Origin of the sequence: Bacillus mycoides (assembly GCF_000832605.1) — a bacterium.
In the GTDB taxonomy this organism is placed as follows: domain Bacteria; phylum Bacillota; class Bacilli; order Bacillales; family Bacillaceae_G; genus Bacillus_A; species Bacillus_A mycoides.
Map to the genome: position 1 here is coordinate 1573537 of NZ_CP009692.1, position 26015 is coordinate 1599551.

Below are 26015 nucleotides of genomic sequence, written 5' to 3' on the forward strand. Positions count from 1 at the left end.
AGAGTGGTAGTCGAATGGGGACGAATAAGCCTGTTGTAATTGGAATCGCTGGTGGTTCAGGATCAGGAAAAACAAGTGTAACGAAAGCGATTTTTGACCATTTTAAAGGTCATTCCATTTTAATCTTGGAGCAAGATTATTATTACAAAGATCAAAGCCATTTACCAATGGAAGAACGTTTAAAAACAAATTACGATCATCCGTTAGCGTTTGATAATGATTTGTTAATTGACCATTTGCAGCAGTTGCTTGCATATGAGCAAGTGGAAAAGCCTATATATGACTATACATTGCATACGCGTTCAGAAAAAATTATTCCAGTTGAGCCGAAAGATGTAATCATTTTAGAAGGAATTCTTATTTTAGAAGACCCACGTCTTTGTGAGTTAATGGATATTAAGGTGTTCGTTGATACAGATGCAGACCTTCGTATTTTACGCCGCATGCAGCGCGATATTGAAGAGCGCGGTCGTACAATGGATTCAGTTATCGACCAATACGTAAACGTTGTACGTCCAATGCATAATCAATTTATTGAGCCTTCTAAGAAATTCGCGGATATTATTATCCCTGAAGGTGGACAAAACCATGTTGCAATTGATATTATGGTTACAAAAATTGCAACAATTCTTGAACAAAAAGTAAATTTGTAATAGCATAGTAAAAGATATACGATAGGAAGGGATTTTTTCCCTTCTTATCGAATACAATGAAACATGAAACCTCACCTACCAATAGGTGAGGGCATATTTATATCAACTTTCCATACATACCTTCTTTATATAAGGAAGAATTGGAGAATAAGGGGTTGTATGTGACAACTCCACTAGTGCTACGTGTGCTAGAAACCTCCGCTATATAAGCGGAGGAGTTTTCATATGGAACTCCTCTTTTTTTCGGGGGATTGGTATATAAAAGGAGTGGAAAACATGGCAACAGAAAAAACATACCCTATGACGCAAGAGGGTAAGCAAAAACTAGAGAACGAAGTTGAACAATTAAAAACAGTAAGACGTAAAGAAGTTGTAGAGCGTATTAAGATCGCACGTAGCTTCGGAGATCTTTCTGAGAACTCTGAGTACGATGCAGCGAAAGATGAGCAAGCATTCGTAGAAGGACGTATTACACAACTTGAAAACATGATTCGTAATGCGGTTATCATTGAAGACAATGGTGAAGAGTCTACAGTTGTAACATTAGGTAAAACAGTAATATTTAAAGAGTTACCAGGTGGAGACGAAGAAGCGTACATAATCGTAGGTAGCGCAGAAGCCGATCCATTTGAAGGGAGAATTTCTAACGATTCTCCAATCGCAAAAAGCTTATTAGGTAAGCAAATTGGTGAGAAGGTAGCAATCCAAACACCAGGTGGAGAAATGCAAGTAGAGATTATCTCTGTAAAATAACGTAAAAAATCACTCGTGTAAAAACGAGTGATTTTTTATTTGTATAAAAGGTGAAACACCTCGTCTAAACTACAATAGACGAGGTGTTTTTTATGAAAATGAAACGGAGAATTATAATTGTTTTAATTTGTTTTATGGGTGTGATTTTTTTATTACTTTGTCGTTTAATCCAAATACAGATTATAGATACGGAATCATTTACTGACCGAAATATCAATCTGATTGAAAAAAGTGTTACGCAACGAACACAATCACTTACAGTAGATAATGGAAGAGGGCATTTTACAGATCGAAATGGTAAGGAAATTGGTGAAGAGAAATATCCAGTCTTAATTGTTTTTCCATTTTTACAAATAAAAAATGACATGTTAGAGAAAATTGCGCATATCATTGGTGTGTCGAGACAAGAGATAAGACTGCAAATGAAAAATAAGAATCAAGCATTTATATTACGAAGGGAGAATACCCCATTTCAATTAACGCTCGAGCAGATGAAGAAGGTAAATGAATTAGATATTTTAGGTATTGTAGCAGCAGAAGTTCGACTGAAGCAAATGGGAGAGGCAGATCATTTAATTGGTGATGTGGGAGAGAATGAACAGGAATTTCAAAAGCGTTATGGAGAAATGAAAAAAACTTCGAAACAAACGCCAATTGGTATTTCTGGATTACAACAATCATTTGATGAATTTTTACTGACTGATGGAGAAGCGAAAGTACTATATCAAGTGGATCGACAAGGAGAACCGATTTTTGGGAAGCAGGCGAAATACACTTCACCAGGAAATCCATTTTATCCAGTTACTATTCAAACAACAATACATAAAACGTTGCAACGACGAGCAGAGAAGATTATAGATGAAAACGGAATAAAAAAAGGTGGGTTAGTATTACTAGACATAAAGAATAGTGAAGTTGTAGCAATGGTAAGTAGGCCTTCTTTACAGATGAATGATAGGAGGATATATAAAGCTACACTTGAAAATCAAATGTTAATTCCTCATTTTCCGGGGTCTGTTTTTAAAACAGTAGTTGCAGCAGCAGGAATTGATGAGAATTTGGTGCGGTTTAATCGTACATTTAACTGTAATACGGATTTATACGGTGAAAATCTTCCACAAGTTATGATGGGGTCATTAAACTTTAAGGAAAGCTTTGCTAGAAGCTGTAATCGAACGTTTGCCGTATTAGGTGGTGAACTAATGCAAAAGGATAGGGAAGTGTTAGAAACGTATTTAGAGGCCTTAGGAGCACGTGAGAAGGTAGGTTGGAAAGGTTCGGTATTTCATACACCAGAATTTGAGCAATTGCCAGAAGAAAAGAGTGCTATTATTTGGGGAAGCGAAGAAAATAAAGATAGTAGAAAAGCGATTGCTCAAACGATGGTCGGACAAAAAGATGTACGTGTGTCACCTCTAGCTATAGCGAATATGATGGCGACAATTGCTAGAGGTGGAGAGAAGATGGAAGTGAAAGTCGTTAAAAAAATAGTGTATAAAAATGGAAGCGACTTTTTTACATTTGAAAATCATAAATTAAATGGGAAACAGCTTTCTTATGAAACGATGAAAAAATTACAACAGTTGTTAAGAGCCGTTGTAACGATGGAGAAAGGAACGGGAACCGCATTCCGTTCGTTGCCACTAACTGTCGCTGGAAAATCTGGGACGGCACAAACAGGAAAAGGAGAGAGGGTGAATCGCTGGTTTGCAGGTTATTTTCCATATGAAAACCCAAGATATGCTTTAGTTGTAGTTGATATAGAAACAGATAGTAATGAAAATGTAGTCACACCAGTTTTTGCAGAAATGGTAGAGGCAATTCATCAATTAGAAATTGAAAAGTAATCTTGCAATTATTTATGAAATGTTTTCATTTCGTGAAAATATTATTGTAAATGTTCAACCTTTCTAGATTTAATGTTACAATAGCAAGTATGAAAAACTGCATGGAGGTTTGAAGAATGGCAGGAGGATCTAGATTCCAACAGAAACAACAAAAACGTCGTCAAAACGGTGTTTTAAATATTGCAATCGCTATTGTATTAGTAGCAGTAGCTATTGTAGCATATCAATTGTTTGTTCCTGACACAAAAGAGCAAGCGTCTTCTAATGATAAAAAGGTAGCTCAGCAAACAACAAAAGAGAATAAAGCTGAGAAAGCTAAAGGTAAAGAAGAGCCGAAGAAGAATGAGCAAGATAAGACAGAGGCTAAGAAGAAGGAAGAAGAAGAGAAGCAAAAGGCTGAGGAAGAAAAGAAAAAAGCTGAAGAAGAAGCGAAAGCTAACGAGAAAGCACCAGCTGAAAAAACACAGTCACAGGCAACAGATGCTTATACGAAATCTTCTTGGAAGCCAGTAGGTACAGAGCAAGGTGCAACACCTGCGATGACGTTTAAAAAAGGTACAGCAGATTGGAATGAGATGAATCAAGCGATTTCAGCTGCAATTGACGTTCCAGTAAATCAATTAGTTATCCATAGAATTGGAAATAACGGTAAGAATAAAGCTTACGGTAACGTACAAGATAAACAATCAGGTAAAAAATATTATGTGAATATTGATTGGGTAGACAATGAGGGCTGGAAACCAGTACTCGTTCAAACTCTAAACTAAAAAAAGAGAGGCTCTTAAGAGCCTCTCTTTTTTTAGTTAGCGTAATTTCTTTAATTTAAAATGAACAACCGCACTATAATAAGGTCTTTTGCTTTCAGGATCCATAATCATTTGGTGAGAAATATGATGAACTTCGAGCATAAGTGCTTTATTATTATCAATTTGTTCGTTAATTTTTTTTTCTAGAGAAACTAAGTTTGCAGCCTCGAAAAATTCTACTTTATCTTCTAACATTTCAAAGGTAAATGACACGAAGATGCCCCCTCTCCTATGATAATCACCTATAGTGTAACAAAGAAAAGAAGGAAATACTACGTACATTTCAATTGACATTTTTAGAAAGAGAGAATATCATACTGATAAAACCGATAAGAAAAAGGGGAATTTTTATGGGAACAGAATTTAATGGTTTATTTGATGAATGGGCTCATACGTACGACTCATTTGTACAAGGCGAAGATATACAATATAAAGAAGTTTTCGCCCATTATGAGGACATTTTAGAGGATGTAGTTAACAAGTCATTTGGCAACGTATTAGAATTCGGTGTTGGTACTGGCAATTTAACAAATAAATTATTACTTGCTGGTCGCACAGTTTACGGTATAGAACCGTCACGCGAAATGCGTACTATTGCAAAAGAGAAATTACCAAAAGAGTTTTCAATTACAGAGGGTGATTTTCTTTCATTTGAAGTCCCAAATTCAATCGATACTATTGTGAGCACTTACGCATTTCATCATTTGATAGATGAAGAAAAAGACGTAGCAATTGCGAAGTATAGTCAATTGCTAAACAAAGGTGGTAAAATAGTGTTTGCTGATACGATATTTGCAGATCAAGATGCATATGATAAAACTGTCGAAGTAGCAAAACAAAGAGGTTTTCATCAGTTAGCAAACGATTTGCAAACAGAATACTATACACGTATTCCGATCATGCAATCTATTTTTGAAAACAATGGCTTCCACGTAACGTTTACGAGATTAAATCATTTCGTTTGGGTAATGGAGGCAACTAAGCAATAGAAAGAGGGATTAGATTGAGAATTGCTGTAATTGGAGCAATGGAAGAAGAAGTACGTATTTTACGTGACAAACTAGAACAAGCAGAAACAGAAACTGTTGCAGGTTGTGAATTTACGAAAGGGCTATTGGCAGGACATGAAGTAATCTTGCTAAAGTCTGGTATTGGTAAAGTAAATGCAGCGATGTCAACGACAATTTTATTAGAAAAATATAAGCCTGAAAAAGTAATTAATACTGGTTCAGCTGGTGGATTCCATCACTCTCTAAATGTTGGTGATGTAGTTATTTCAACAGAAGTTCGTCACCATGACGTAGATGTAACAGCATTTAACTACGAATATGGTCAAGTGCCAGGAATGCCACCTGGATTTAAAGCTGATGAGGCATTAGTTGCATTAGCTGAGAAATGTATGCAGGCAGAAGAAAATATTCAAGTTGTAAAAGGTATGATTGCAACAGGTGATTCATTTATGAGTGATCCGAACCGCGTTGCAGCAATTCGTGATAAATTTGAAGACCTTTATGCAGTAGAAATGGAAGCAGCAGCTGTTGCGCAAGTATGCCACCAATATGAAGTTCCGTTTGTTATTATTCGTGCACTTTCTGATATTGCTGGTAAAGAATCAAATGTTTCATTTGATCAATTTTTAGATCAAGCAGCTCTTCATTCTACAAACTTTATCGTAAAAGTACTAGAAGAGTTAAAGTAATGTAACAAAAAGGCAACTGTCTCATATAAAGAAAATACATACAGTTGCCTTTTCTTTATTGGCAAATAAGGGGGAGAACACGATGAATGTATATCGTGGAGTTCATGAGTTGATTGGCCATACACCAATCGTAGAAATTACTCGTTTTTCACTTCCGAAAGGAGTCCGTTTATTTGCAAAGCTTGAATTTTACAACCCAGGCGGAAGCGTTAAGGATCGTTTAGGAAGAGAATTAATTGAAGATGCGCTAGAAAAAGGGCTTGTTGCAGAGGGCGGAACAATTATTGAACCGACGGCTGGAAATACCGGCATTGGACTGGCACTTGCAGCGTTAGAACATGATTTACGCGTTATTGTTTGTGTACCAGAGAAATTTAGTATTGAAAAACAAGAAATAATGAAAGCACTAGGTGCAAAGGTCGTGCATACACCGACTGAGCAAGGAATGACCGGCGCAATTGCAAAGGCAAAAGAATTAGTAAATGAAATACCGAATTCATACTCTCCAAGTCAGTTTGCGAATGAAGCAAACCCTCGTGCTTATTTCAAAACATTAGGTCCTGAACTTTGGGATGCATTGAATGGAGAAATTAACATATTTGTTGCAGGGGCAGGAACTGGCGGTACGTTTATGGGAACTGCGTCTTATTTAAAAGAGAAAAACATTGATATTAAGACGGTTATTGTAGAACCAGAAGGATCTATTTTAAATGGTGGTAAAGCTGGTTCACATGAAACAGAAGGGATTGGTCTTGAATTCATCCCGCCATTTTTAAAAACATCTTATTTTGATGAAATTCATACAATTTCTGATCGACATGCATTTTTACGAGTGAAAGAGTTAGCGCAAAAAGAAGGCCTTCTCGTTGGGAGCTCTTCAGGAGCAGCGTTTCATGCAAGCTTACTTGAGGCAGAGAAAGCAGCACCAGGTACGAATATTGTAACGATTTTTCCTGATAGTAGTGAGCGCTATTTAAGTAAAGACATATACAAAGGATGGGAATAAAAAATGAGAGCAAAGACAAAATTAATTCATGGTATTCGCATAGGAGAACCTTCAACTGGATCTGTAAACGTACCGATTTATCAAACAAGTACGTATAAACAAGAAGCAGTTGGTAAGCATCAAGGATATGAATATTCACGTACAGGCAACCCAACACGTGCAGCTTTAGAAGAAATGATTGCAGTCTTAGAAAATGGTCATGCTGGATTTGCATTTGGTTCAGGGATGGCAGCTATTACAGCAACTATTATGCTATTCTCAAAAGGAGATCACGTCATTTTAACAGATGATGTTTATGGCGGAACGTACCGTGTTATTACAAAAGTATTAAACCGCTTCGGCATTGAGCATACATTTGTAGATACAACAAACCTAGAGGAAGTTGTAGAAGCGATTCGTCCAAATACGAAAGCGATTTATGTAGAAACACCAACGAACCCATTACTAAAAATTACTGATATTAAGAAAATATCTGCTCTTGCTAAAGAGAAAGATTTATTAACAATTATTGATAACACATTCATGACGCCATATTGGCAGTCGCCAATTTCTTTAGGAGCAGACATTGTGCTTCATAGTGCAACGAAATATTTAGGAGGACATAGTGACGTAGTTGCAGGCCTAGTAGTTGTAAATAGCCCGCAATTAGCAGAAGACCTTCACTTTGTACAAAACTCAACAGGAGGTATTCTTGGCCCACAAGATAGCTTCTTACTACTTCGTGGTTTAAAAACATTAGGAATTCGTATGGAAGAACATGAAACGAATTCACGTGCGATTGCCGAGTTTTTAAATAACCATCCGAAAGTAAATAAAGTATATTATCCAGGTCTTGAATCACATCAAAATCATGAATTAGCAAAAGAACAGGCGAACGGATTTGGTGCAATCATCTCATTCGATGTAGATAGTGAAGAAACATTAAATAGAATACTTGAGAAGTTACAGTACTTTACACTTGCTGAAAGCTTAGGAGCAGTAGAAAGTTTAATTTCGATTCCATCACAAATGACACATGCATCAATCCCAGCAGATCGCCGTAAAGAATTAGGAATTACAGATACATTAATTCGAATCTCTGTTGGTATTGAAGATGGAGAAGATTTAATTGAAGATTTGGCACAAGCACTAGCATAATAAAAATGCACTGCTAATGTAGAGCAGTGCATTTTTATTATATTAATTTGTGAAATATTTCACAAATTAGACATACACAAATGAAATGATTTCATGTATATTGAATTCATGAAATGTTATTCACGAATAAACTTGTGAAATATTTCACAAACAATGAGATTCATGTAGGACGGTAACTCTATTTTTTTTCGCTAATCGGGACTTGTTATGACCTATAGGGACTTATAAAGACCGTGATAACAGAATAGGAGGAAATTTACATGGTAGTCAAAGAGAAAGTTGTAAATGAAATGCAAGAGGTAAAAGAGATGATTGATACGTTAGTAGATAACGGTCAAAAAGCTTTACAAGCATTAGAAAGTTTTACACAAGAGCAAATTGACAACATTGTTCATGAAATGGCGCTTGCGGGTGTCGATCAACATATGCCGCTTGCGAAGTTGGCTGTTGAAGAAACGGGCCGTGGCGTATATGAAGATAAATGCATTAAAAATATTTTTGCCACTGAATATATTTGGCATAGTATAAAGAAAGATAAAACGGTAGGGATTATTCATGAAGATCCTCATGAAGAAATAATAGAAATCGCAGAACCTGTCGGTGTAGTAGCTGGGGTAACGCCAGTAACGAACCCAACATCGACAACAATGTTTAAAGCATTAATCGCGATAAAAACGAGAAATCCAATTATTTTCGCATTTCATCCTTCTGCACAAAACTGTTCCGTTGCAGCGGCAAAAACAGTATATGATGCAGCAGTGAAAGCTGGTGCACCAAAGCATTGTATTCAATGGATTGAAAGACCTTCTGTGGAAGCAACGAAACAATTAATGAACCATGATGGTGTCGCACTCGTTCTAGCAACTGGAGGGGCTGGTATGGTGAAATCGGCTTATTCTACTGGTAAACCCGCGCTAGGTGTAGGGCCAGGTAATGTACCATGTTATATAGAGAAATCGGCACATGTAAAACGTGCTGTTAATGATTTGATTTTATCGAAAACATTTGATAACGGTATGATTTGTGCGTCAGAACAAGCCATCATTGTAGATAAGGAAATCTATAATGATGTTAAAGCAGAAATGATTGCAAATAATTGTTATTTTGTAACAGAGGAAGAGAGAAAGAAATTAGAAAAGCTTGTTATTAATGAAAATACATGTGCAGTAAATAGTGATATTGTTGGGAAATCAGCACAGTATATTGCTGAATTAGTAGGAATTACTGTACCTGAACATACAAAAATGCTTGTAGCTGAAATTAAAGGCATCGGAGCAGCGTATCCACTATCTCGTGAGAAACTGAGCCCAGTGTTAGCTTGTGTAAAAGCAAATTCATTAGAAGAAGGATTTACATATTGCGAAGAAATGTTAGAGCTTGGTGGCCTAGGGCATTCAGCGGTTATCCATTCTACAAATAAAGAAGTACAAAAACAATTTGGGTTACGTATGAAAGCCTGCCGTCTCATTGTAAATGCACCTTCATCACAAGGTGGAATTGGTGATATATATAATGGATTTATTCCATCACTTACGCTTGGTTGTGGCTCCTACGGGAAAAACTCAGTTTCCCAAAACGTAACGGCGACTCATTTATTAAATATAAAAAGGTTGGCAAATAGAAAAAAGAATATGCAGTGGTTCAAATTACCACCCAAAATTTATTTTGAAAAACATGCGACAGCATATTTAGCAAACATGCCTAACATTTCCCGTGCATTTATTGTAACGGATCCAGGGATGGTTGAGCACGGTTATGTAGATACAGTTACGCACTATTTACGTAAGCATACAAATGATGTGAAAGTTGAAGTTTTCTTTGAAGTTGAGCCAGATCCATCAGATGAAACTGTATTTAAAGGTGCGGACATGATGAAAAGCTTTAAACCAGATGTAATTATCGCGCTTGGTGGCGGTTCAGCTATGGATGCAGCAAAAGGGATGTGGCTATTCTATGAGCACCCAGAAACGACATTCTATGGAATAAAACAGAAGTTTTTAGAGATAAGAAAACGTACATGTAAGTATCCGAACTTGGGAAATAAAGCACAATTTGTTGCCATTCCAACAACATCAGGGACGGGATCAGAAGTGACGCCATTTGCGGTTATTACAGATAAGAAAAATAATATTAAATACCCGCTTGCGGATTATGAATTAACACCAGATGTAGCGATTGTTGATCCACAATTTGTAATGACAGTACCACCTCATGTGACGGCAGATACTGGTATGGACGTATTAACACATGCAATTGAAGCGTATGTGTCTGTTCTGGCAAATGACTATACTGATGGTTTAGCATTAAAAGCAATTGATCTCGTATTTAAATATTTACCGAGAGCATATAAAGATGGAAATGATGAAGAAGCACGAGAAAAAATGCATAATGCTTCCGCAATCGCAGGGATGGCATTTGCAAATGCTTTCCTAGGTATTAATCATAGTTTAGCGCATAAAATTGGACCGGAATTCCATATTCCGCATGGACGTGCGAATGCAATTCTTATGCCGCACGTAGTTCGCTATAATGCTATTAAGCCAAGAAAACACGCATTGTTCCCAAAATATGAGCACTTTGTGGCTGATGAACGCTATGCACATATTGCGAGAATGCTCGGGCTTCCAGCAAGCTCAACAGCGGAAGGTGTGGAATCACTCGTCCAAGCAATTATTGAGCTTGGAAAAAGCTTAAATATAAATATGAGTATTGCAGGACAAGGAGTTGCTAAAGACCAATTTGAAGGGGTTGTTGGATTATTAGCAGAAAGAGCTTTTGAAGATCAATGTACAACAGCTAATCCAAAATTACCGCTCATTTCAGAGCTGAAAGAAATCTATATAGAAGCATATAAAGGCGTATAATAGATAAAAAAGAGCCGCGAGTAAGCGGCTCTTTTTTACTTTGGAAAACATCTCCCAGATTGGTTCTATTTACTTGTCTTTAAGCTTGATAGAATGTGATAAAGTGAGGATGGGAGTGATAAGCAGATGAAAGAATTACAAGAAAAAATAGCAGATTATACCCGGTTTGCACAAGTACTTTTAGCTATAAGTACATTTTTAATGATCGGTTTATTAATTCCAAGTGGAATAAAAAGTATGGTACAGTCTTTTGTTATGATGGGGAGTATTATTGTATTTTTAGTTCTTGCTTTTTTCTTCTTTAAGCGTGTTAGAACGATGCGTGATCAATTAGAGGAGAGCGAATATGAAGAAAATTGTTAAATAGGGCGCTACGAAAAGAAGAAATCTTTTTGTAGCGTTTTTTCATTTTTGTAGAAAATGTATGCGTTTCATATTGACAATGATAATCCTTATCAATTAAAGTAGAATAGTAGTTAATGATTATTATTATCAATTAGAGGTGAAAGAATGAACAAATCTATTACGCTGTTCACAGCGATCTTATCTATTTTTTTCTTATTAATAGGTTGCAGTGCAAAAGAAAACGAAAAAGCATCCGCAACAAAAACAGACAAAGGAACAGACAAAATCGAAATTACCGATCTCTCAGACAGAAAGATAACATTCAATAAAGTTCCTGAAAGTTTTGCTACGTTGAGTATGGGAGACATGGATATTATTCATGCTTTAGGTGGAAAAATAGTAGGTCGTCTGGATACAAAATTAACTCTCCCAGAGGAATTAAAGAAAGCACAAGTAATCGGGAATGCACATCAACCGAATTTTGAGCAAATTGCTAGTTTAAAACCGGATGTACTTGTTGCTAACAATGGATTCCAAAAGAACATTCCAACGGTCGAAGGACAAGGAACAAAAGTAATCATTTCTTCAGCCAACTCTGTAAAAGATATTCAAAAGGGTATTGAAATGTATGGAACAGTAATGAAGAAAGAAGATAAAGCAAAAGAGCTTAACCAAAAAATTAATGATCAAATGAAGAAATATGAGAAAAAGAGTGACGTTAAAGCGTTGCTAGTTTATGGAGCACCAGGCACTTATCTAGCAGCATTACCAACATCTCTATCAGGGGATATTTTAGAAAAAACAGGCGGGAAAAATATCGCAGCTAGTTTTCCAGAAATGAAAGAGTATCCGCAATATGCACAGCTAAGTGTAGAACGTATTATTGAAGCAAATCCAGATGTGATTTATTTAATTACACATGGAGATCCCAATAGTGTGAAAAAAGCATTTGAAGGCGAAATGATGAAAAATGAAGCATGGAAAAATTTAGATGCAGTAAAACAAAATCGTGTAGTTATTTTACCACCAGATTTATTTGGATCAAATCCTGGGACAAAAGTTACAGAAGCGATGGACTTTATGTATAAAAGTATACAAGATGTAAGGAAATGATAAGTATGGAGAGTAGTGAAATAGTAAGAGAAAAGGAACATCCTTTTGCGAGAAAAAGGTGGATAATAACAGTTACTTTAGTCGTATTAACTGTTCTAGGTCTTTTTTATGGCCTTTTTGCAGGGAGCTTATCTTTTTCTTTACGAGACATTATAGAAGGTATACAAGATGAAGGTTCGACAGTTCATCGAATTGTATGGGATCTTCGTATACCGAGAGTGCTCGTTGGTTTTATAGTAGGAACGTGTTTAGCTGCATCAGGAGCATTATTGCAAGGGGTTATGAGAAATCCTCTTGCAGATCCTGGAATTATCGGAGTTTCATCAGGAGCAGGTCTTGTAGCAATTATAATCATGATTTTATTTCCTCAACATATGGCATTCTTACCACTAGGAGCGTTTTTAGGAGCTTTTATTACAGCAATGGTCATTTACGCACTATCATGGCAAAAGGGGGCGCCACCTTCACGAATTGTATTAGTAGGTGTTTCAATAAACGCCTTAATTGGTGCAGCGACTTCAGCGCTAATGTTATTACATAGCGACAAAGTACAATCAGTTTTACCGTGGTTAGCTGGTGGTATTGGTGGTGTTAGTTGGGCACATTTAAATATGATTATTTACTATGCGATATTCGCTATTATATTAGCTTTCTTCGGTATTAAACATATTCGAGTATTAATGCTTGGGGATGAAATGGCAAAATTATTAGGGTATAACGTGGAAAGAAGTCGGTTTTATTTAATAGTAGTAAGTACAATGTTAGCTGGAATAGCAGTTAGTGTTTCTGGTCTTATTGGATTTGTCGGTCTTGTTGTACCGCATATGTTACGTTTATTAGTTGGAAATGACTATAAATATTTACTGCCATTATCATGCCTTGGCGGTGGGATATTACTTGTTTTTGCGGATGCGATAGCTCGAAGTTGGTTCGATCCAATCGAATTGCCTGTTGGTATTTTATTGTCCTTCTTAGGTGGTCCGTTCTTCTTATATTTAATCCATAGAGGAGGAAAACAACGTGATTTCCGTTAACAAGGTGTTTTACGCACATTCTGAAAGATTTCAAATGCAAAATATGAATGTACATATTAAAGCTGGAGAAATCGTTAGTTTAATCGGCCCGAATGGATCGGGGAAATCTACTTTGCTTCGTTTAATAGCACGGCTACTTAAACAAAGCGAAGGAGACATCATTTTAGATGGGGAAAATATTTATACGATGAAGAGTGCAGATGTAGCGAAGCAATTAGCGATGTTACCACAAATGCACGATCATCAATTAGATTTAACAGTGAAAGAACTAATAGAGTTCGGAAGAGGTCCTCATAAATCATGGAGTAGTCGCTTAAATAAAGAAGATGAAGAAATTGTTGATTGGGCATTGTCTGTTACAAAGCTTGAAGGGTATGAATATCGTCTTTTACAATCCTTATCAGGAGGAGAAAGGCAACGTGCTTGGATTGCAATGACGCTTGCACAACGCACAAATGTCTTACTATTAGATGAACCAACAACCTTTTTAGATATCGTCCATCAGTTAGAAGTAATGGAACTTGTTAAACGATTAAACGAAGAGTTTGGTATGACGATTGTAATGGTTTTACATGATATTAATCAAGCGGCTCAATATAGCGATCGTTTACTCGTATTAAAACAAGGGAAGATTCAGTATGATGGCGTACCAGAAGAAGTACTATGTCATCAAATGTTTCAGCGTGTATTTGGAATTGAAGTTGATATATTCCAAGGGAGTGACAAGCCATTTTTTACACCGAAACGAATTTGTGAAAAGGGAGAAGAGAGATGCAAACAGACGAGCGTATTACCACTGAGTTAGTAAGGGAATTTGTTATGGCAGCTCACGGAGATCTAGAAAGAGTACAGGAGCTTTTGGCCGAATCACCGAGCTTACTTCATGCTTCTTATAATTGGGGTGGCTCAGATTGGGAAAGTGCCTTAGGAGCAGCGGCCCATGTAGGCCGTAAAGATATTGCTCTTTATTTACTGGAAAAGGGAGCTCGGATGGATATTTTTGCAGCAGCTATGCTGGGTGAACTTGAAGTCGTACAAGCCATTTTAGTAGCACAACCAGAAGCATTACGTGCATCTGGCCCACATGGCATCTCTCTTCTTCAACATGCACGAATGGGTGGAGAAAAAGCTCAGCGTGTATTTGAGTACTTAACAGTGCTTTCTTAATGACCGCAAAGTTCTTATGTGCGGTAAACTTTCCACTCAAAGGATTGGAGGGTTTACCGCCCGTTAGAACGGGATAAGTATCTAGTATATTTGAAAATCCTACACCCCCTCAATTGTAGTTTTCTTTATACTAGTTATGATATGGATGCAGTAGACACTCTTTTGTCTACTGCTTTTTTTTGATATAATACACTTTTATAAGATTGAATTTTCTTTCTTTTTGGTAACTTTCTTGATATGAATTATTCAACACTTACGTAGTTTGAAATATGTTGTTATGTAATGAGGTTCAAAATGATGGGAGTGAATAAAAGAGTGTTCCATACAGATCGCTTACAATTTCGCAAATATACAATGGATGATTTACCATTTTATGCTTCTTTATGGGGGGATGAGAAGGTAATGCGCTATATTGGAAATGGAACGTTAAAAACATTTATGCAATGTAAAAAAAGTTTGGAGGAGAGGGTACTTCCAAATTATAAAAATGGTCTCGGTTTATTTGTAATGATTGAAAAGGAAACAGGGATAAGAATTGGTCATGCAGGACTTGTCAAGCAGAAGGTAGATGGAAAAGAGGAAATTGAGATTGGCTATTGGCTACTTCCTAAATATTGGGGGAAAGGGTATGCGAAAGAGGCTGCGGCGGCTTTTCGAGACTATGGTTTTCAAGCATTACAAATGAATAAATTAATTTCACTTATTAATCCGAACCACCCAGCTTCAATATTTGTTGCTAGAAAAACAGGGCTTAGTTATGAGAAAACAACTTCATTTCATGAGATGGAAGTTCTCGTTTATTCCATTAAGCGGGTTGGATGAAAAAAGGTGAATTGCATTTTTTGGAGAATGGTATATAAAAAATAAAGGGAGGGATTACATGTATATTTATCATAATGGATTAATTATTCGTGAAGGAACGAATGGAGTGCCAGCATATGCGATTAAGACATTATTTGAAGATGCTGGCTGGAGTAATGATAATATCCCTTCTTGGCAAATTGAAAAGTTTACGATTGCATTTGAAAATTCAACATGGGCTTTCACAATTTGGGATGAAGAAGAAATGGTCGCGATGGTTAGAGTGATTTCTGATCAAATCATGGTTGCTAACATAGTAAATTTAGTTGTGAAGTGTGAGTATAGGGGGAAAGGGTTAGGTAAGAAACTTGTAGCTCTTTGTTTACAAAAGCTTCCGCATGGCGATTGGTTTGCGCATACGTCCGCTAACAATTTTGATTTTTATAGAAGTTGTGATTTTGAAGTAAGAGAGTTATCAAGAAATGGAACATGTGCGTACTATGGGTATCAAGTGGCCAAAGAGGAAGGGCATCGATAACTTATAAGGTAATAAAGAAAAAGGATTGCTATTTTAATAATATAAACTGAACTGAGACTCATTTTGTGATAAAATAAAAGAAAATTCAGTTTATTAAACGGGGGATAAAAATGAATGTAAAAGTTGGGGATATATTTAAATACGAAAGAAGATTTACCGAGGAAGAAGTTTTTGAATTTGCAAATATTACAGGCGATAAAGGTAGACATCATATGGAATATGATGAGAATGGACGATTAATGGTCCATGGTTTATTGACTGCTAGCATTGGGACGAAAGTAGGCGAAGAGTTACATTACATAGCGAGGGAATTAGTAAGTGAGTTTATTAGACCAGTTTTTACAGGGGATACGGTTACTTGTGAATTAACTTTAACAAATATTGAGCAAATGGAAGGATATAAAAAAGTTTCAATTGAGTCAGTTTATCGCAATCAACATGAAAAGACCGTACTAGTTGGGACGAGTTATGGAATTATAAGGGGATAAAAAAGAAGCCTGTTACGAAACAGGCTTCTTTTTATCGTTTAGTAAACACGTTTTCGATTTTCCGCATGACTAGAGATAAGTAATAATGCAGATTCTTCACCTATATTGCGAACAATATGAGGAACGCATGCATTCCAAGAGAAAGAATCACCTTCTTCTACAATCGCAATATCTTCTCCATGTTGAACTTCTAGTTTTCCGCGTAATACAAGATGACACTCTTCACCTTCATGAGCATTTGGTGAGTTTTCTTTCGGGAATCCGGCAGAAATTTCTACTAGAGATAGGCGGAGACCACCTTGCTCCGCAACATGCTCAATTCTTTGTTCATCTTTTCCATACACACTGTATTTACGCTCTTCTTTTTTTACAATTTTCAAACGATCTTTTTGTTCTAACAATAAATATGGAAGGGGGACATTTAAAAAATTAGCGATCATTTCTAAAGTTGAGATAGATGGTGATGTTTTATTGTTTTCAACCTGACTCATAAAGCCTTTAGAAAGACCTGTTCCTTCACAAATTTGGGCAATCGTAATTCCTCTACGTTGACGAATTTCACGAATCGCAGAACCGATATTCATAAAATCATGCTCCTTTTTGTAAACAACTATTTGTATCATAGCAAAAAAAAAAAAATTTTTCTCATGAAAAATGAATTGACGAATAAAAATAATTAGTGTATGTTTTGTAATGTAAATAAAAGTTTTGTATAACAAAACTATAAAGGAGAGAAAGAAATGAATCAACATATTGGTAACTTAATTATTCGTATCGTGTTAGGGGTAACGTTCTTTATGCACGGTTTAACAAAATTCCAATCAGGAATTGACAATATTGCAGGGTGGTTTACAAGCATTGGTTTACCAGGAGGACTTGCATACGGTGTAGCAACAGTTGAATTAGTTGGAGGTCTATTGTTAATTCTAGGTTTAGGCGTAAGGTATATTGGCTTATTATTTGCACTTGTTATGGTTGGAGCGATTGTGAAAGTAAAATGGTCAGCTGGTTTGTTAGGAGACGGGAAAAATCCTGGATTTGAGTTAGAACTTGCATTATTAGCGATGGGTGCTTACTTATTTGTTGCGAAAGCTAATGGTTTTGTAGATAATTTCTTAAAAGAGAAAATGTTAAAGAAGAATTAATTAAAATGGGGGTATAACAAAATGGGCTTTCCACTTCATCCCGAAACAACACTTGGGGTTGTTCATTTATATGTATCAAATTTAAAGAAATCGCTAGAGTTTTATACAGAAGTATTGCGTATGAAGGTACTGGAAGAAAAAAGTACAATCGTTACGTTTGGTAATGAGGACAATGAGCCACTTCTCATAATAGAAGAAAAGGAAGACGCTCTTCCGAAGCAAAGAGGTCGAACTGGTTTATATCACTATGCAATTTTATTACCAAACAGACAAGACTTAGCAAATATTCTTCGTCATTTTGTTGAGAGAGTACACCCATTACATGGTGGGGCTGACCATTACTTTAGTGAAGCTCTTTATTTAGCTGATCCAGATGGAAACGGGATTGAAATTTATCATGATCGCCAAAAAGAAGTTTGGCATGATGAAAATGGAGAGCTACCATTTGTTAGTAACCCGTTAGACGGCGAAGGATTATTACAGCAAGGAAGTACATGGAATGGGTTCCCGGCTGGTACTGTGATGGGGCACATTCATTTACATGTAGCTGACTTAGAAGAAGCGAAACATTTCTATGTTGATGGCCTTGGTTTTGATGTAACGATTCCAGCTCGTAATGGAGCGTTGTTCGTATCAGCAGGTGGTTATCATCACCATATCGGTTTAAATACATGGCAGGGTGAAGGTATACCACCACAAATGCCAAATTCCGTTGGTTTGAAATATTTCACAATTGTACTAGCAGATGAAAAACAAAAAGAGCAAGTGTGTGAAAGTTTAAAATATATTGGCGTAGTTGCTACGTATAAAGATGGAATATTACAGGCCAAGGATCCGTTTGGACATTGTATACATTTTAAAGTGAAAGGAGAAGCCTAAAAAGGCTTCTCTTTTTTCACTTTCTTATAATAGCTTTTTCATTTTGTAAAAATAGTTCATCAAATTGCTTTGCAAGGTCAAAATCTAGTTTCGTTAAACCTTTTGCATTCCATGATGACAAAGTAATAATGACTGCTTTATACTGGATAAGGATAAATGGGTGGTGATTATGTTCTTCTGATAGTTTGGCGGCTTCAGAGACAAATTCGACTCCTTTTAAGTAGTCGGAAAACATATATTTTCTTTCAATCCATTTTTCATCTTTCACTGTCCATTTATCCAGCTTTGTTAATTCCTCTTGTACTTCTTCATTAGTTAATCGTAGCATCATTTTTCACATCCTTTACCTGCAGTAACGCAAGACCATTGTTAATAAGACGTGTTACAGATTCTTCAGTTGTGAAAGTAGAAAGTTGTTGTAATAATGCTGCTGATGCTTCGTGTCCTTTGTTATGTTCTAAAAGCAATTCTAAAATTTCAAGACGAAGCAACCATTCTTTCGGATGAAATTTATTTAATACTTCTTGAATAGCTATTAATTGATCAGTATGAGTATCGTGTAAAATACTATCGTTACGTATATCTCGAACTGTTTGATACATACGTTCAAGCTTATTCAGTACAAGTGGATCAGGCGTTTCTTGTACTTCTTCATTCATCGGGAAAAATGCAGCCGCATCTGCCGCTCCTGGGAATACAGAAGTGATTTGTGAGCCGACAGCCATATCAAATGCTCCCCATGAAGGATCAAATAATAAGCGATCTTTATGAGTAACTGCACAATTTATAAAGGAGATAAGAGCAATTTTTTTATCATTCTTTACAATGTCTGTTACTGTTCCTTTTACATGAATGCCACTTGCAAAAGTAAACTCTGCACTGCTTCCAATTGTAATGCCTAATGATTGTAATTGTTCTTCTGTACAATTTTCTAATGCAATATCTCCATCTAGTAATCCGATTGGTGTCCCGAATCCATCGCTGTGCACAGATGTAGAATGATTTGCTAGTTGTTTATTATGAATTGCTAATGCAGTTGGTGAGCTTGTTCGTGTGTAAATAACTTCACCAGTATCATTTTTAATTGTCTCTGTAAATGTACCTGTAATTTGTAATCCACTACTTAGCTCAGTTGTAGCATGATTTTCAGAGCGGATTGCTTTTTCTAATCCTTCTGTTCCACCTGTTTTAAATGCCATCGTTGTAGAGAACTGCTCAAGGGCCTCAGTCAATTCTTCAAATGATTCACAAACAAATAGCTGTGGTTGCATTTTTGTTACATCATAAGTTGTCCCGGTGCAAGCTTCAATTGAGAATGGGACTTTCTTTACAGCGTTTGTTAAGCAATGCTTACTTTCACCGACAGAGGAAAGGAGACCAGCACCGTAAATTTTCGGATCATTTATATTGCCGATTAAGCCGTATTCCACTGTCCACCAGAATAAACGTGAAATTTGTTCTGCTTCTGATAAACCAGAAACTAAGTTTTGTTTTTCGATTACAGCATTTTCAGCAACTGCAACTTCTTCAGGTGTAGAAGTAGGGCTTTCTTTTACGATCGTTAATGTACGAACGGCTTCAAAAGCATCATGTTCTTCTTTTGTGGAGAAAGCTTTCGCTCCAATTTGTCCAAAGCGTTTCACATATTTTGCATATGTAGAATCAAGCAAAATCGGTGCGTGGCCTGCAGCTTCATGAACGATATCAGGAGCGGGTGTATACTCGATATTTTCTACTTTACGAATATCTGTTGCGATTGGTAGTAATCCATGCCCCTGAAAATCGAAGAATGCGACGCCGGGAATAAGTCCGTCAATCGTTACGGCACCCCAGCCGCTTGGTGCTAAACAGTCGTTCATTTCTTCTACTTTTGGAATTGCATCTATATTAATACCAGATGATTGTAGTCCGTTAACATAGGATGGATGAGCAACATCTTTTAAGAAGCTATGGTTTTGTCTCATAATGTAACGCCAAACAGCGTGATTCACCGGTGTGTATTGATCATAATGCTGTGTGGATACGAATGGTTTTAAATGTGATGGAATTTCTTTTTTCTTTGTCATTTAGACGTCCTCCTTTTTCTCTATAAAAATGAATATCAGTTTTGTATAGCTTGTACCACCTCCTTTCAGAATTGTAAGCGCTTATAAAATTTTATCATAACATTCGAAATTCTTTAACAACTGTTTGCGTGAGAAATAGAAAAATCCCCTATCGGAAAATCCGATAGGGGCGAAAAAATCGCGGTACCACCCTATTTGTAAGTGAAAATATACTTACATCTCAACTAATGATAACGGAAAAATCCCGTCTTTTCCTTCATGCATAAAAGCACTACGAAAAAGAAGCTCCAGAATTGTAATTCGTACTTATATATGTGCTAATTCCCACCGACCATTAGCTCTCTGAAACAGGGATACAAGATACTACTGCGATTCTTTCAACGCGTATATATGAAGTTATTTAAAAGGGAAGGACGCAAAAAAGTCCCTATCGGAAAATCCGATAGGGACGATAAAAATCGCGGTACCACCCTATTTGTAAACAATTAATTGTTTACCACTTACTTTAAGATAACGGAAAGATCCGTCTTTCTCTTCATGCATAAAAAGCATTACGGGAAAGAAGCTCCAGAATTGTAATTCACGCTTGTATATGTACTGATTCGCACCAACCATCAGTTCTCTGAGACAGGGATATAAGTCGCTACTAGTATTCCTTCAAAGCCGATATATAATTCGTTCAACTAAACTATGTTTTGTATTATAAAACTATATTTAAAAGCTTGTCAACAATAATTTTATTATCTCACTTCTAAATCGACGTTTAAATTAGACTTATTTCCAGCTGCATCGGTTGCTACAATATGAATTGTATTCTTTCCTTGTTGTAATTGACTACGATCGAAATAAATTTCATAGTTTTTCTCCCAAGGATTTAGGTATGCACTTTCCCATGCTCCATTTCCGTTAATTTCATACTGTATCGTTACGGGATGTCCTGGAGCAACCCATCCGGATTCTGCCATCCAATCCAAAAGTATATCATTTACTTTACCTCTAATTACGAGGTTTTCTTGATCTACTTCAGACGATAATTTCGGTGCAGTACGATCGACAAACACAGCTCCTGTCTGTTTCGTTTCTCCACCAGAGTTAGAAGCAACAGCTTCGATTTGGTATAAGCCGTCAGGTAGAGGAGATCCGTCGGTTTTCGTACCATTCCATTTGAAAGATTTATAACCAGGTGTTTCGTTTTTACCTTGATGTATCATGCCTTGATATGTTACACGGTCTTTCGTAATTAAATTAGCGTGAAATGTTACATCCTCCACTGGTATAACTAAATAGTAATTGATCAGGTTGTCATCTAGTATTCCATCATTATTTGGACTAAAAGTAGAATTAACGATTTCAAGACCATCAATACGTTTGTATTCTTTCGGATCAATGCTAAACGTAAATGGAATACGCATTTCTTCAGTCTTACCTTGCTCTTTCACATATAGATTTCCCGTATATACACCTTGTGGTAAGGAGCTATCTACATTAATAGTAAAAGGCTTTTCGATGTTACTATTAGGTTTCACACTAATAGAAGAAGAGAAAGAAGTCTGGACTTTTGTTTTTGTATCTAGTAATTCAATGCGAGTTGAAAAGTTTTTCTTTTTGTTAGAAAGATTTTGTAATGTAATATTTTGTGTTAACTTCACTTTGCCGCTATTAGGTTTAATAAGACCGAAACTTACATTGTTAGGTTTCACTAATGCATCTGTTTGGGCTGCTTTTGGAATGTTAATTAAACCAGATCCTTGTGCCATGACAGGATATGTATTTTCATTGACATCCTTTAATGTTTTTGCAGTGTTGGCAAGAGCTGCTTTCAATTGTTCTGTCGTCCAATCAGGATGCATTTGACGCAGCAGGGCAACGGCTCCCGCCACTTGTGGCGCAGCCATACTTGCTCCGTTGTGAGATTCATAGCCACCTCTCGGCACTGTACTAGTAATTTGTACTCCAGGTGCAACAATATCAGGCTTTATTAGCCAACTACCTTGTGATGGTCCTCTTGAACTAAAGTTACCAATAAGTTCTGTTTGCTTTGGTTGTCCAATTTTTATATTTTTCTTTCGTTTTGTAATTAAAGTTTTTAACTCTTCGCCATTTGTATTTGATAGTTGCATAACTGGAAGAGCTACATCTTCACGTGCAAAATATTCGGGCATAAGATTAATTTCTTTTTCGTTAGAAATTAGTAGCACGCCAAGAGCGCCAGCTTGTTTCGCTTGTTCTGCTTTTACTAACGTGCTTGAAGTTCCTTGTAAAACAAGGGCGAACTTACCTTTCACATCTTGTTTAGCGTAATCACTTGAATTACCGTAGCCAACATATACAAGCTGAGCATCGTTGCCTACTTGGAAATCTGATTTTGATAACGGTAATCCTTGGTAAGATTTATTGGAACCAGCTACTTGGAATGTTGGAAATGGAATAGAAACAGTAGATGCACCAACAGAGATGACACTACTTGCGTTACCAGGAGCGTCAACAGACCAAGGTTTTGGTCCATCATTTCCATTTGAGACGACTGCAGTAACACCAAGTTTTGCTGCGCGTTCTAACGTCATTGTTACAGGTTGATCAGGTACATTCAAATCTTGACCAAGAGATAGATTTAAAACATCGGCACCATCTTGAATAGCTCGCTCAATACCTTGAATAATATCATCGGTCGTACCGGTACCACCATCATTCATGACACGGTAAGCGAGTATAGAAGCATTCGGAGCAATCCCCTTTATTTTTCCGTTACCCGCAATAATTCCAGCAACATGGGTACCGTGGACATTTCCATCCATCGGATCATTATCTTCATCGACTGTATCATAGCCACCGATATAATTTGCTTGTAAATCAGGATGGGTATAGTCGACACCTGAATCGATAATAGCGACTTTCATCCCTTTTCCATCAAGGGGTTTGCCAGTCGGATCTTTTAAATTCCAAGCTTCAGGTGCACCAACTGTAGGGCCTCCAACGTTTGGTGTTTCTTGATCTGCTAGGCTTTTTGACGTTTCATGTAATTTATATGTTAAGTTCGGATAAATTGCTTTTACTTCAGGTAAAGAAGCTAGAGCGGCAATTTGATCCCCTGGGATAGAAATAGAAAATCCAGAAAATAACGTACTATACGTTTCTTTTATGGTTGCTTTCGGTGCTTTTTCTTTTATTTTCTTTGTTGTATCCTCTTGTGCTTTTTTTAGTTGTGCATGGTATGATTGCACATTGCTATTTTGTAGGTCCGGAGCATGTTGAATGTTACTTTGTGAAGCGAGTGGAGCCTGCTGCAATTCTACAATAACTGAAATTTCTTTTGATGTTTTTGTTTCAACATTTTGCGCGATTTTGTTTTCTCCCCATTGTTCAATATTTGCTTTTAACTGTGGACTAAATTGCTTCTCTTTTTGCAGTGATTCAGCATGGGCGCTTAATGCTCCAAAGCTCGAAAAGACGAGCGCCATACTTAATAGTGTTGATGTAGTTTTCTTCATTGAAACTCCCCTTAATAAAAAGTGTCAATTTTCTGAAAATAAATATTACATTTTTATCGTTAATTATAGGAACGGATGTTGGATAAACTATACATTCGACATAATTCATACCAATCCTCTTTGAATTGAAAATTTCTTGGGAAATTTTTTGGAATTATGTCGAATGGATAATATTTGCATATAGTAAGCGGAATATGAGGAATGCTAAAGGGGGAAATGGGGGTGCTATATGAAAAGGTTTATAGTAAGTGGAATCGTGGTTTTGTTCCTTTTTTTCTATTCAAGTTCTATTACTAGCGCAGAAAACAATGGAGTAAAAGTTGCCTTTATTCGTAATCATAATCTATGGATTAAAGTCGGTGAAAAAGAAAAACAAATTACAAAAGGAGAGTACATAACAGGACCGAAATGGTCACATAATGGAGAATGGCTTGCATATGCAAAAGGAAAGAAGCGAAATCACTTTGAACTGTATCGGCTAAAAGATGGAAAGAAAGTTAGACCATCTCAATCAGAAGTATCGAATTATCAATGGTCACCAACAGAGAATATAATTGCATTTGTATTTGCACGCACATTAAATACATTTGATGCTGAAAAAAAGAAAGCAGATTTTGAAAACATAGCTAATGGTGTAGGTGACTATGCATGGTATCCTGATGGTAAGAAGTTTCTTGTATCATCAGAAGCGTACTTGCTTCCAACAGGATGGACAGGTGCTCAGTTATATGAAATACAAAAGGATGCAAATATGAATCCTCATAAGATGAAGCATTTATCTGCACTACCGAATGAGCATGATGACTTTTTAGCATTAGTTGGAAGTGGATTTAATTGGTCGCCAGATCAAAAATGGATTTCGTTTTTGGCAGTACCAACAGCTTCTTTGTCAGCTGATAGTAATACCCTTTGCTTAATTCGATCAGACGGCAGTCGTTTTGAAACAGTAGATCAAATGTTATTAAACACACAATGGTTCAAATGGGCGCCATCAAAAAATATATTAGCCTATATTGAAGGAAGCGGGAGAGTTGCTTTAGAGAATAAGCATTTAAAAATAAAAGAATTGCCGGCTCTCCAGCAAAATACATTTACTCCAAAAGGCTATGTTGATTGGGATTTCACATGGAAGAACGAGAATGTAATTATCGTTTCAAGGGCAAAGGAAGCAGAGCTATCGGTCCCTCTAGAAAAAAGGCCACTACCATCTTTATATGAAATAAATAGTACAACAGATGAACAACATCAAATTACAAAGCCATCCAATAGCCAAGGCGATTATAACCCTATTTTTAGTAAGAAAAGCAACCAATTAATGTGGCTCCGTTCAAATCGTAAGAAAGCTGATGTATGGCTTGCTCATAACGATGGAAAACATGAAAAGAAATGGATTGAAAATATAGATGTACCAGAGTGGTATTATGAGAAATGGAATTGGGAAGATGTCGTTTCGGTTAAAGACGAGTAAAAAAACCTGCCTGAAATATAATTTCCAGGTAGGTTTTTCAATGTTATTTATGTGTTTTATTTGGCTTTTTTTTCGCAGGGTTTCCGTTCCCTTGGCGCTTTCTATTTTGTTCATCTTTTGCTTGTTTTTCATGTAATGTATCTAAAAAGTCATTTGAGTTACTCATTTTTATATCTCTCCTTTTTTCATTGCGTCCTAGTTACTATAACCATTTAGGAGGATAATCATGAGATAAAAGTTAAGCGCTTAGTTTTCTTCGGTAGTATAAGTAAAATAGTCCATACGTAATGAATAACATAAGTAAAACTTGTAACTCTACATTTTCTTTTAAAATAGTTGCGACAGAAGATGGTAAGTAAGGTGATGTATCGCTCGTTCCTAAACCTAACCATTTGTTTAAGAGGTTAATGATACAAAATATGAAAACACCGGACCAGCTTGCGATAATTGCTTTTTGTTTAATTTTTGTTTCACGCTCATCATCTGTAATCCAAGGATTAGCAGTTTTATCACTATTAAAAAAGCCATTTATGTATCCCCATATGATCATTCCCATAAAGACGATAATCCATTTCATATTTGTAATCCTCCTCTTCTTGTAAAAAATATTTTACATATATAATTGTAATATTTTCCAAATGTTGATGTCAAACACTTTTTACATTCTACTTTTTAAAATAGCAGGAGTAAAGAAAAAAATAGGGAAGAAATATGTGAG

The 26015-nt window shown here is 36.4% G+C and carries 27 protein-coding genes and 2 other annotated features; of the genes, 20 read left to right on the top strand and 7 right to left on the bottom strand.

From position 1 onward, the window contains the following. Nucleotides 1-14: 14 nt before the first annotated feature. From udk to BG05_RS10035, 4 genes are all read left to right on the top strand, one after another. Nucleotides 15-653 carry a uridine kinase gene (udk, locus tag BG05_RS10020; RefSeq protein WP_002015274.1) on the top strand — a complete coding sequence of 213 codons (639 nt, stop codon included), beginning with the start codon at nucleotides 15-17 and terminating at the stop codon, nucleotides 651-653. Nucleotides 654-929: 276 nt separating this feature from the next. After that, nucleotides 930-1406, top strand: a complete 477-nt coding sequence (gene greA, locus BG05_RS10025; protein ID WP_078213491.1) for a transcription elongation factor GreA — start codon at nucleotides 930-932, stop codon at nucleotides 1404-1406. Between the two features lie 92 nt (nucleotides 1407-1498). Then, nucleotides 1499-3253 (top strand): peptidoglycan D,D-transpeptidase FtsI family protein, encoded by a 1755-nt coding sequence (locus BG05_RS10030; protein WP_033734262.1) that lies wholly within the window; start codon nucleotides 1499-1501, stop codon nucleotides 3251-3253. A gap of 116 nt (nucleotides 3254-3369) precedes the next feature. Beyond that, nucleotides 3370-4020, top strand: coding sequence for a YrrS family protein (locus BG05_RS10035; protein WP_002138429.1), 651 nt, complete (start codon nucleotides 3370-3372; stop codon nucleotides 4018-4020). A gap of 36 nt (nucleotides 4021-4056) precedes the next feature. Here the strand turns inward: BG05_RS10035 and BG05_RS10040 are convergent, their stop codons facing one another. Continuing rightward, entirely contained in the window at nucleotides 4057-4272 is a 216-nt protein-coding gene (locus BG05_RS10040; protein ID WP_002015268.1) for a YrzA family protein, read from the bottom strand. A gap of 137 nt (nucleotides 4273-4409) precedes the next feature. Between BG05_RS10040 and BG05_RS10045 the strand changes: the two genes are divergently transcribed. From BG05_RS10045 to BG05_RS10105, 13 genes are all read left to right on the top strand, one after another. After that, nucleotides 4410-5048, top strand: coding sequence for a class I SAM-dependent DNA methyltransferase (locus BG05_RS10045; protein ID WP_002015267.1), 639 nt, complete (start codon nucleotides 4410-4412; stop codon nucleotides 5046-5048). Nucleotides 5049-5062: 14 nt separating this feature from the next. After that, nucleotides 5063-5758, top strand: coding sequence for a 5'-methylthioadenosine/S-adenosylhomocysteine nucleosidase (mtnN, locus tag BG05_RS10050; protein ID WP_002015266.1), 696 nt, complete (start codon nucleotides 5063-5065; stop codon nucleotides 5756-5758). 82 nt (nucleotides 5759-5840) lie between these two features. Then, nucleotides 5841-6764: an O-acetylserine dependent cystathionine beta-synthase gene (locus BG05_RS10055; RefSeq protein ID WP_002129198.1), complete on the top strand. Its 924-nt coding sequence runs from the start codon at nucleotides 5841-5843 to the stop codon at nucleotides 6762-6764. A gap of 3 nt (nucleotides 6765-6767) precedes the next feature. After that, the gene (locus tag BG05_RS10060) at nucleotides 6768-7901 is read left to right on the top strand and encodes a bifunctional cystathionine gamma-lyase/homocysteine desulfhydrase (RefSeq protein WP_003191541.1); all 1134 of its coding nucleotides are present in this window, start codon (nucleotides 6768-6770) and stop codon (nucleotides 7899-7901) included. A 260-nt stretch (nucleotides 7902-8161) separates the two neighbouring features. Beyond that, nucleotides 8162-10765, top strand: a complete 2604-nt coding sequence (adhE, locus tag BG05_RS10065; RefSeq protein ID WP_003191538.1) for a bifunctional acetaldehyde-CoA/alcohol dehydrogenase — start codon at nucleotides 8162-8164, stop codon at nucleotides 10763-10765. 126 nt (nucleotides 10766-10891) lie between these two features. Next, entirely contained in the window at nucleotides 10892-11128 is a 237-nt protein-coding gene (locus tag BG05_RS10070; protein ID WP_002034123.1) for a YrhC family protein, read from the top strand. A 147-nt stretch (nucleotides 11129-11275) separates the two neighbouring features. After that, complete coding sequence (locus BG05_RS10075; protein WP_033734258.1) at nucleotides 11276-12223, top strand: ABC transporter substrate-binding protein; 948 nt, start codon at nucleotides 11276-11278, stop codon at nucleotides 12221-12223. A gap of 5 nt (nucleotides 12224-12228) precedes the next feature. Beyond that, nucleotides 12229-13257, top strand: a complete 1029-nt coding sequence (locus tag BG05_RS10080; RefSeq protein ID WP_002015259.1) for a FecCD family ABC transporter permease — start codon at nucleotides 12229-12231, stop codon at nucleotides 13255-13257. Continuing rightward, nucleotides 13244-14062: an ABC transporter ATP-binding protein gene (locus tag BG05_RS10085; protein WP_002129193.1), complete on the top strand. Its 819-nt coding sequence runs from the start codon at nucleotides 13244-13246 to the stop codon at nucleotides 14060-14062. The genes BG05_RS10080 and BG05_RS10085 overlap by 14 nt, the downstream gene beginning before the upstream one ends. After that, nucleotides 14029-14424 (top strand): ankyrin repeat domain-containing protein, encoded by a 396-nt coding sequence (locus BG05_RS10090; RefSeq protein WP_002129192.1) that lies wholly within the window; start codon nucleotides 14029-14031, stop codon nucleotides 14422-14424. Before BG05_RS10085 ends, BG05_RS10090 begins: the two co-directional genes overlap by 34 nt. A 294-nt stretch (nucleotides 14425-14718) precedes the next feature. Next, the gene (locus BG05_RS10095) at nucleotides 14719-15246 is read left to right on the top strand and encodes a GNAT family N-acetyltransferase (RefSeq protein WP_002129191.1); all 528 of its coding nucleotides are present in this window, start codon (nucleotides 14719-14721) and stop codon (nucleotides 15244-15246) included. A gap of 58 nt (nucleotides 15247-15304) precedes the next feature. Next, nucleotides 15305-15763: a GNAT family N-acetyltransferase gene (locus BG05_RS10100; RefSeq protein ID WP_002129190.1), complete on the top strand. Its 459-nt coding sequence runs from the start codon at nucleotides 15305-15307 to the stop codon at nucleotides 15761-15763. A 110-nt stretch (nucleotides 15764-15873) separates the two neighbouring features. After that, nucleotides 15874-16251, top strand: coding sequence for a hotdog family protein (locus tag BG05_RS10105; protein WP_002129189.1), 378 nt, complete (start codon nucleotides 15874-15876; stop codon nucleotides 16249-16251). 38 nt (nucleotides 16252-16289) lie between these two features. Here BG05_RS10105 and BG05_RS10110 read toward each other — a convergent pair whose 3' ends face one another. Next, complete coding sequence (locus tag BG05_RS10110; protein WP_002015249.1) at nucleotides 16290-16835, bottom strand: helix-turn-helix domain-containing protein; 546 nt, start codon at nucleotides 16833-16835, stop codon at nucleotides 16290-16292. Nucleotides 16836-16991: 156 nt separating this feature from the next. On the opposite strand from BG05_RS10110, the gene BG05_RS10115 reads away from it, so the two are divergent. Then, nucleotides 16992-17396 (top strand): DoxX family protein, encoded by a 405-nt coding sequence (locus BG05_RS10115; protein ID WP_002015248.1) that lies wholly within the window; start codon nucleotides 16992-16994, stop codon nucleotides 17394-17396. Between the two features lie 21 nt (nucleotides 17397-17417). Further along, nucleotides 17418-18275, top strand: a complete 858-nt coding sequence (locus tag BG05_RS10120) for a VOC family protein (RefSeq protein ID WP_002129187.1) — start codon at nucleotides 17418-17420, stop codon at nucleotides 18273-18275. A 16-nt stretch (nucleotides 18276-18291) separates the two neighbouring features. Here BG05_RS10120 and BG05_RS10125 read toward each other — a convergent pair whose 3' ends face one another. From BG05_RS10125 to BG05_RS10135, 3 genes are all read right to left on the bottom strand, one after another. Beyond that, nucleotides 18292-18606 carry a 4a-hydroxytetrahydrobiopterin dehydratase gene (locus BG05_RS10125; RefSeq protein ID WP_002167644.1) on the bottom strand — a complete coding sequence of 105 codons (315 nt, stop codon included), beginning with the start codon at nucleotides 18604-18606 and terminating at the stop codon, nucleotides 18292-18294. Continuing rightward, a complete protein-coding gene (locus tag BG05_RS10130) occupies nucleotides 18587-20341 on the bottom strand; it encodes an aromatic amino acid hydroxylase (protein ID WP_002167645.1) in 1755 nt (584 codons plus the stop codon). The genes BG05_RS10125 and BG05_RS10130 overlap by 20 nt, the downstream gene beginning before the upstream one ends. Nucleotides 20342-20503: 162 nt before the next feature. Next, nucleotides 20504-20731, bottom strand: a binding site (T-box leader). Between the two features lie 51 nt (nucleotides 20732-20782). Continuing rightward, nucleotides 20783-21011, bottom strand: a binding site (T-box leader). Nucleotides 21012-21081: 70 nt separating this feature from the next. After that, nucleotides 21082-23829, bottom strand: a complete 2748-nt coding sequence (locus tag BG05_RS10135) for a S8 family peptidase (protein ID WP_003191522.1) — start codon at nucleotides 23827-23829, stop codon at nucleotides 21082-21084. Between the two features lie 229 nt (nucleotides 23830-24058). On the opposite strand from BG05_RS10135, the gene BG05_RS10140 reads away from it, so the two are divergent. Beyond that, a complete protein-coding gene (locus BG05_RS10140) occupies nucleotides 24059-25297 on the top strand; it encodes a TolB family protein (protein WP_002167647.1) in 1239 nt (412 codons plus the stop codon). A gap of 43 nt (nucleotides 25298-25340) precedes the next feature. Here the strand turns inward: BG05_RS10140 and BG05_RS10145 are convergent, their stop codons facing one another. Next, entirely contained in the window at nucleotides 25341-25463 is a 123-nt protein-coding gene (locus BG05_RS10145; RefSeq protein ID WP_000071861.1) for a DUF4023 domain-containing protein, read from the bottom strand. 72 nt (nucleotides 25464-25535) lie between these two features. After that, on the bottom strand, nucleotides 25536-25874 hold the full coding sequence (locus BG05_RS10150; RefSeq protein WP_002167648.1) for a hypothetical protein: 339 nt from the start codon (nucleotides 25872-25874) through the stop codon (nucleotides 25536-25538). Nucleotides 25875-26015 lie beyond the last annotated feature (141 nt).

Bases quoted from the DNA above. Each gene is read 5' to 3' on its own strand.
- BG05_RS10060 (WP_003191541.1), top strand. From the start codon at position 6,768: ATGAGAGCAAAGACAAAATTAATTCATGGTATTCGCATAGGAGAACCT.
- BG05_RS10075 (WP_033734258.1), top strand. From the start codon at position 11,276: ATGAACAAATCTATTACGCTGTTCACAGCGATCTTATCTATTTTTTTC.
- BG05_RS10095 (WP_002129191.1), top strand. From the start codon at position 14,719: ATGATGGGAGTGAATAAAAGAGTGTTCCATACAGATCGCTTACAATTT.
- BG05_RS10130 (WP_002167645.1), bottom strand. From the start codon at position 20,341: ATGACAAAGAAAAAAGAAATTCCATCACATTTAAAACCATTCGTATCC.
- BG05_RS10055 (WP_002129198.1), top strand. From the start codon at position 5,841: ATGAATGTATATCGTGGAGTTCATGAGTTGATTGGCCATACACCAATC.
- BG05_RS10045 (WP_002015267.1), top strand. From the start codon at position 4,410: ATGGGAACAGAATTTAATGGTTTATTTGATGAATGGGCTCATACGTAC.
- BG05_RS10070 (WP_002034123.1), top strand. From the start codon at position 10,892: ATGAAAGAATTACAAGAAAAAATAGCAGATTATACCCGGTTTGCACAA.
- BG05_RS10080 (WP_002015259.1), top strand. From the start codon at position 12,229: ATGGAGAGTAGTGAAATAGTAAGAGAAAAGGAACATCCTTTTGCGAGA.
- BG05_RS10030 (WP_033734262.1), top strand. From the start codon at position 1,499: ATGAAAATGAAACGGAGAATTATAATTGTTTTAATTTGTTTTATGGGT.
- BG05_RS10145 (WP_000071861.1), bottom strand. From the start codon at position 25,463: ATGAGTAACTCAAATGACTTTTTAGATACATTACATGAAAAACAAGCA.
- adhE (WP_003191538.1), top strand. From the start codon at position 8,162: ATGGTAGTCAAAGAGAAAGTTGTAAATGAAATGCAAGAGGTAAAAGAG.
- BG05_RS10100 (WP_002129190.1), top strand. From the start codon at position 15,305: ATGTATATTTATCATAATGGATTAATTATTCGTGAAGGAACGAATGGA.
- BG05_RS10120 (WP_002129187.1), top strand. From the start codon at position 17,418: ATGGGCTTTCCACTTCATCCCGAAACAACACTTGGGGTTGTTCATTTA.
- udk (WP_002015274.1), top strand. From the start codon at position 15: ATGGGGACGAATAAGCCTGTTGTAATTGGAATCGCTGGTGGTTCAGGA.
- greA (WP_078213491.1), top strand. From the start codon at position 930: ATGGCAACAGAAAAAACATACCCTATGACGCAAGAGGGTAAGCAAAAA.
- BG05_RS10125 (WP_002167644.1), bottom strand. From the start codon at position 18,606: ATGATGCTACGATTAACTAATGAAGAAGTACAAGAGGAATTAACAAAG.
- BG05_RS10150 (WP_002167648.1), bottom strand. From the start codon at position 25,874: ATGAAATGGATTATCGTCTTTATGGGAATGATCATATGGGGATACATA.
- BG05_RS10035 (WP_002138429.1), top strand. From the start codon at position 3,370: ATGGCAGGAGGATCTAGATTCCAACAGAAACAACAAAAACGTCGTCAA.
- BG05_RS10135 (WP_003191522.1), bottom strand. From the start codon at position 23,829: ATGAAGAAAACTACATCAACACTATTAAGTATGGCGCTCGTCTTTTCG.
- BG05_RS10090 (WP_002129192.1), top strand. From the start codon at position 14,029: ATGCAAACAGACGAGCGTATTACCACTGAGTTAGTAAGGGAATTTGTT.
- BG05_RS10110 (WP_002015249.1), bottom strand. From the start codon at position 16,835: ATGAATATCGGTTCTGCGATTCGTGAAATTCGTCAACGTAGAGGAATT.
- BG05_RS10115 (WP_002015248.1), top strand. From the start codon at position 16,992: ATGAATCAACATATTGGTAACTTAATTATTCGTATCGTGTTAGGGGTA.
- BG05_RS10105 (WP_002129189.1), top strand. From the start codon at position 15,874: ATGAATGTAAAAGTTGGGGATATATTTAAATACGAAAGAAGATTTACC.
- BG05_RS10140 (WP_002167647.1), top strand. From the start codon at position 24,059: ATGAAAAGGTTTATAGTAAGTGGAATCGTGGTTTTGTTCCTTTTTTTC.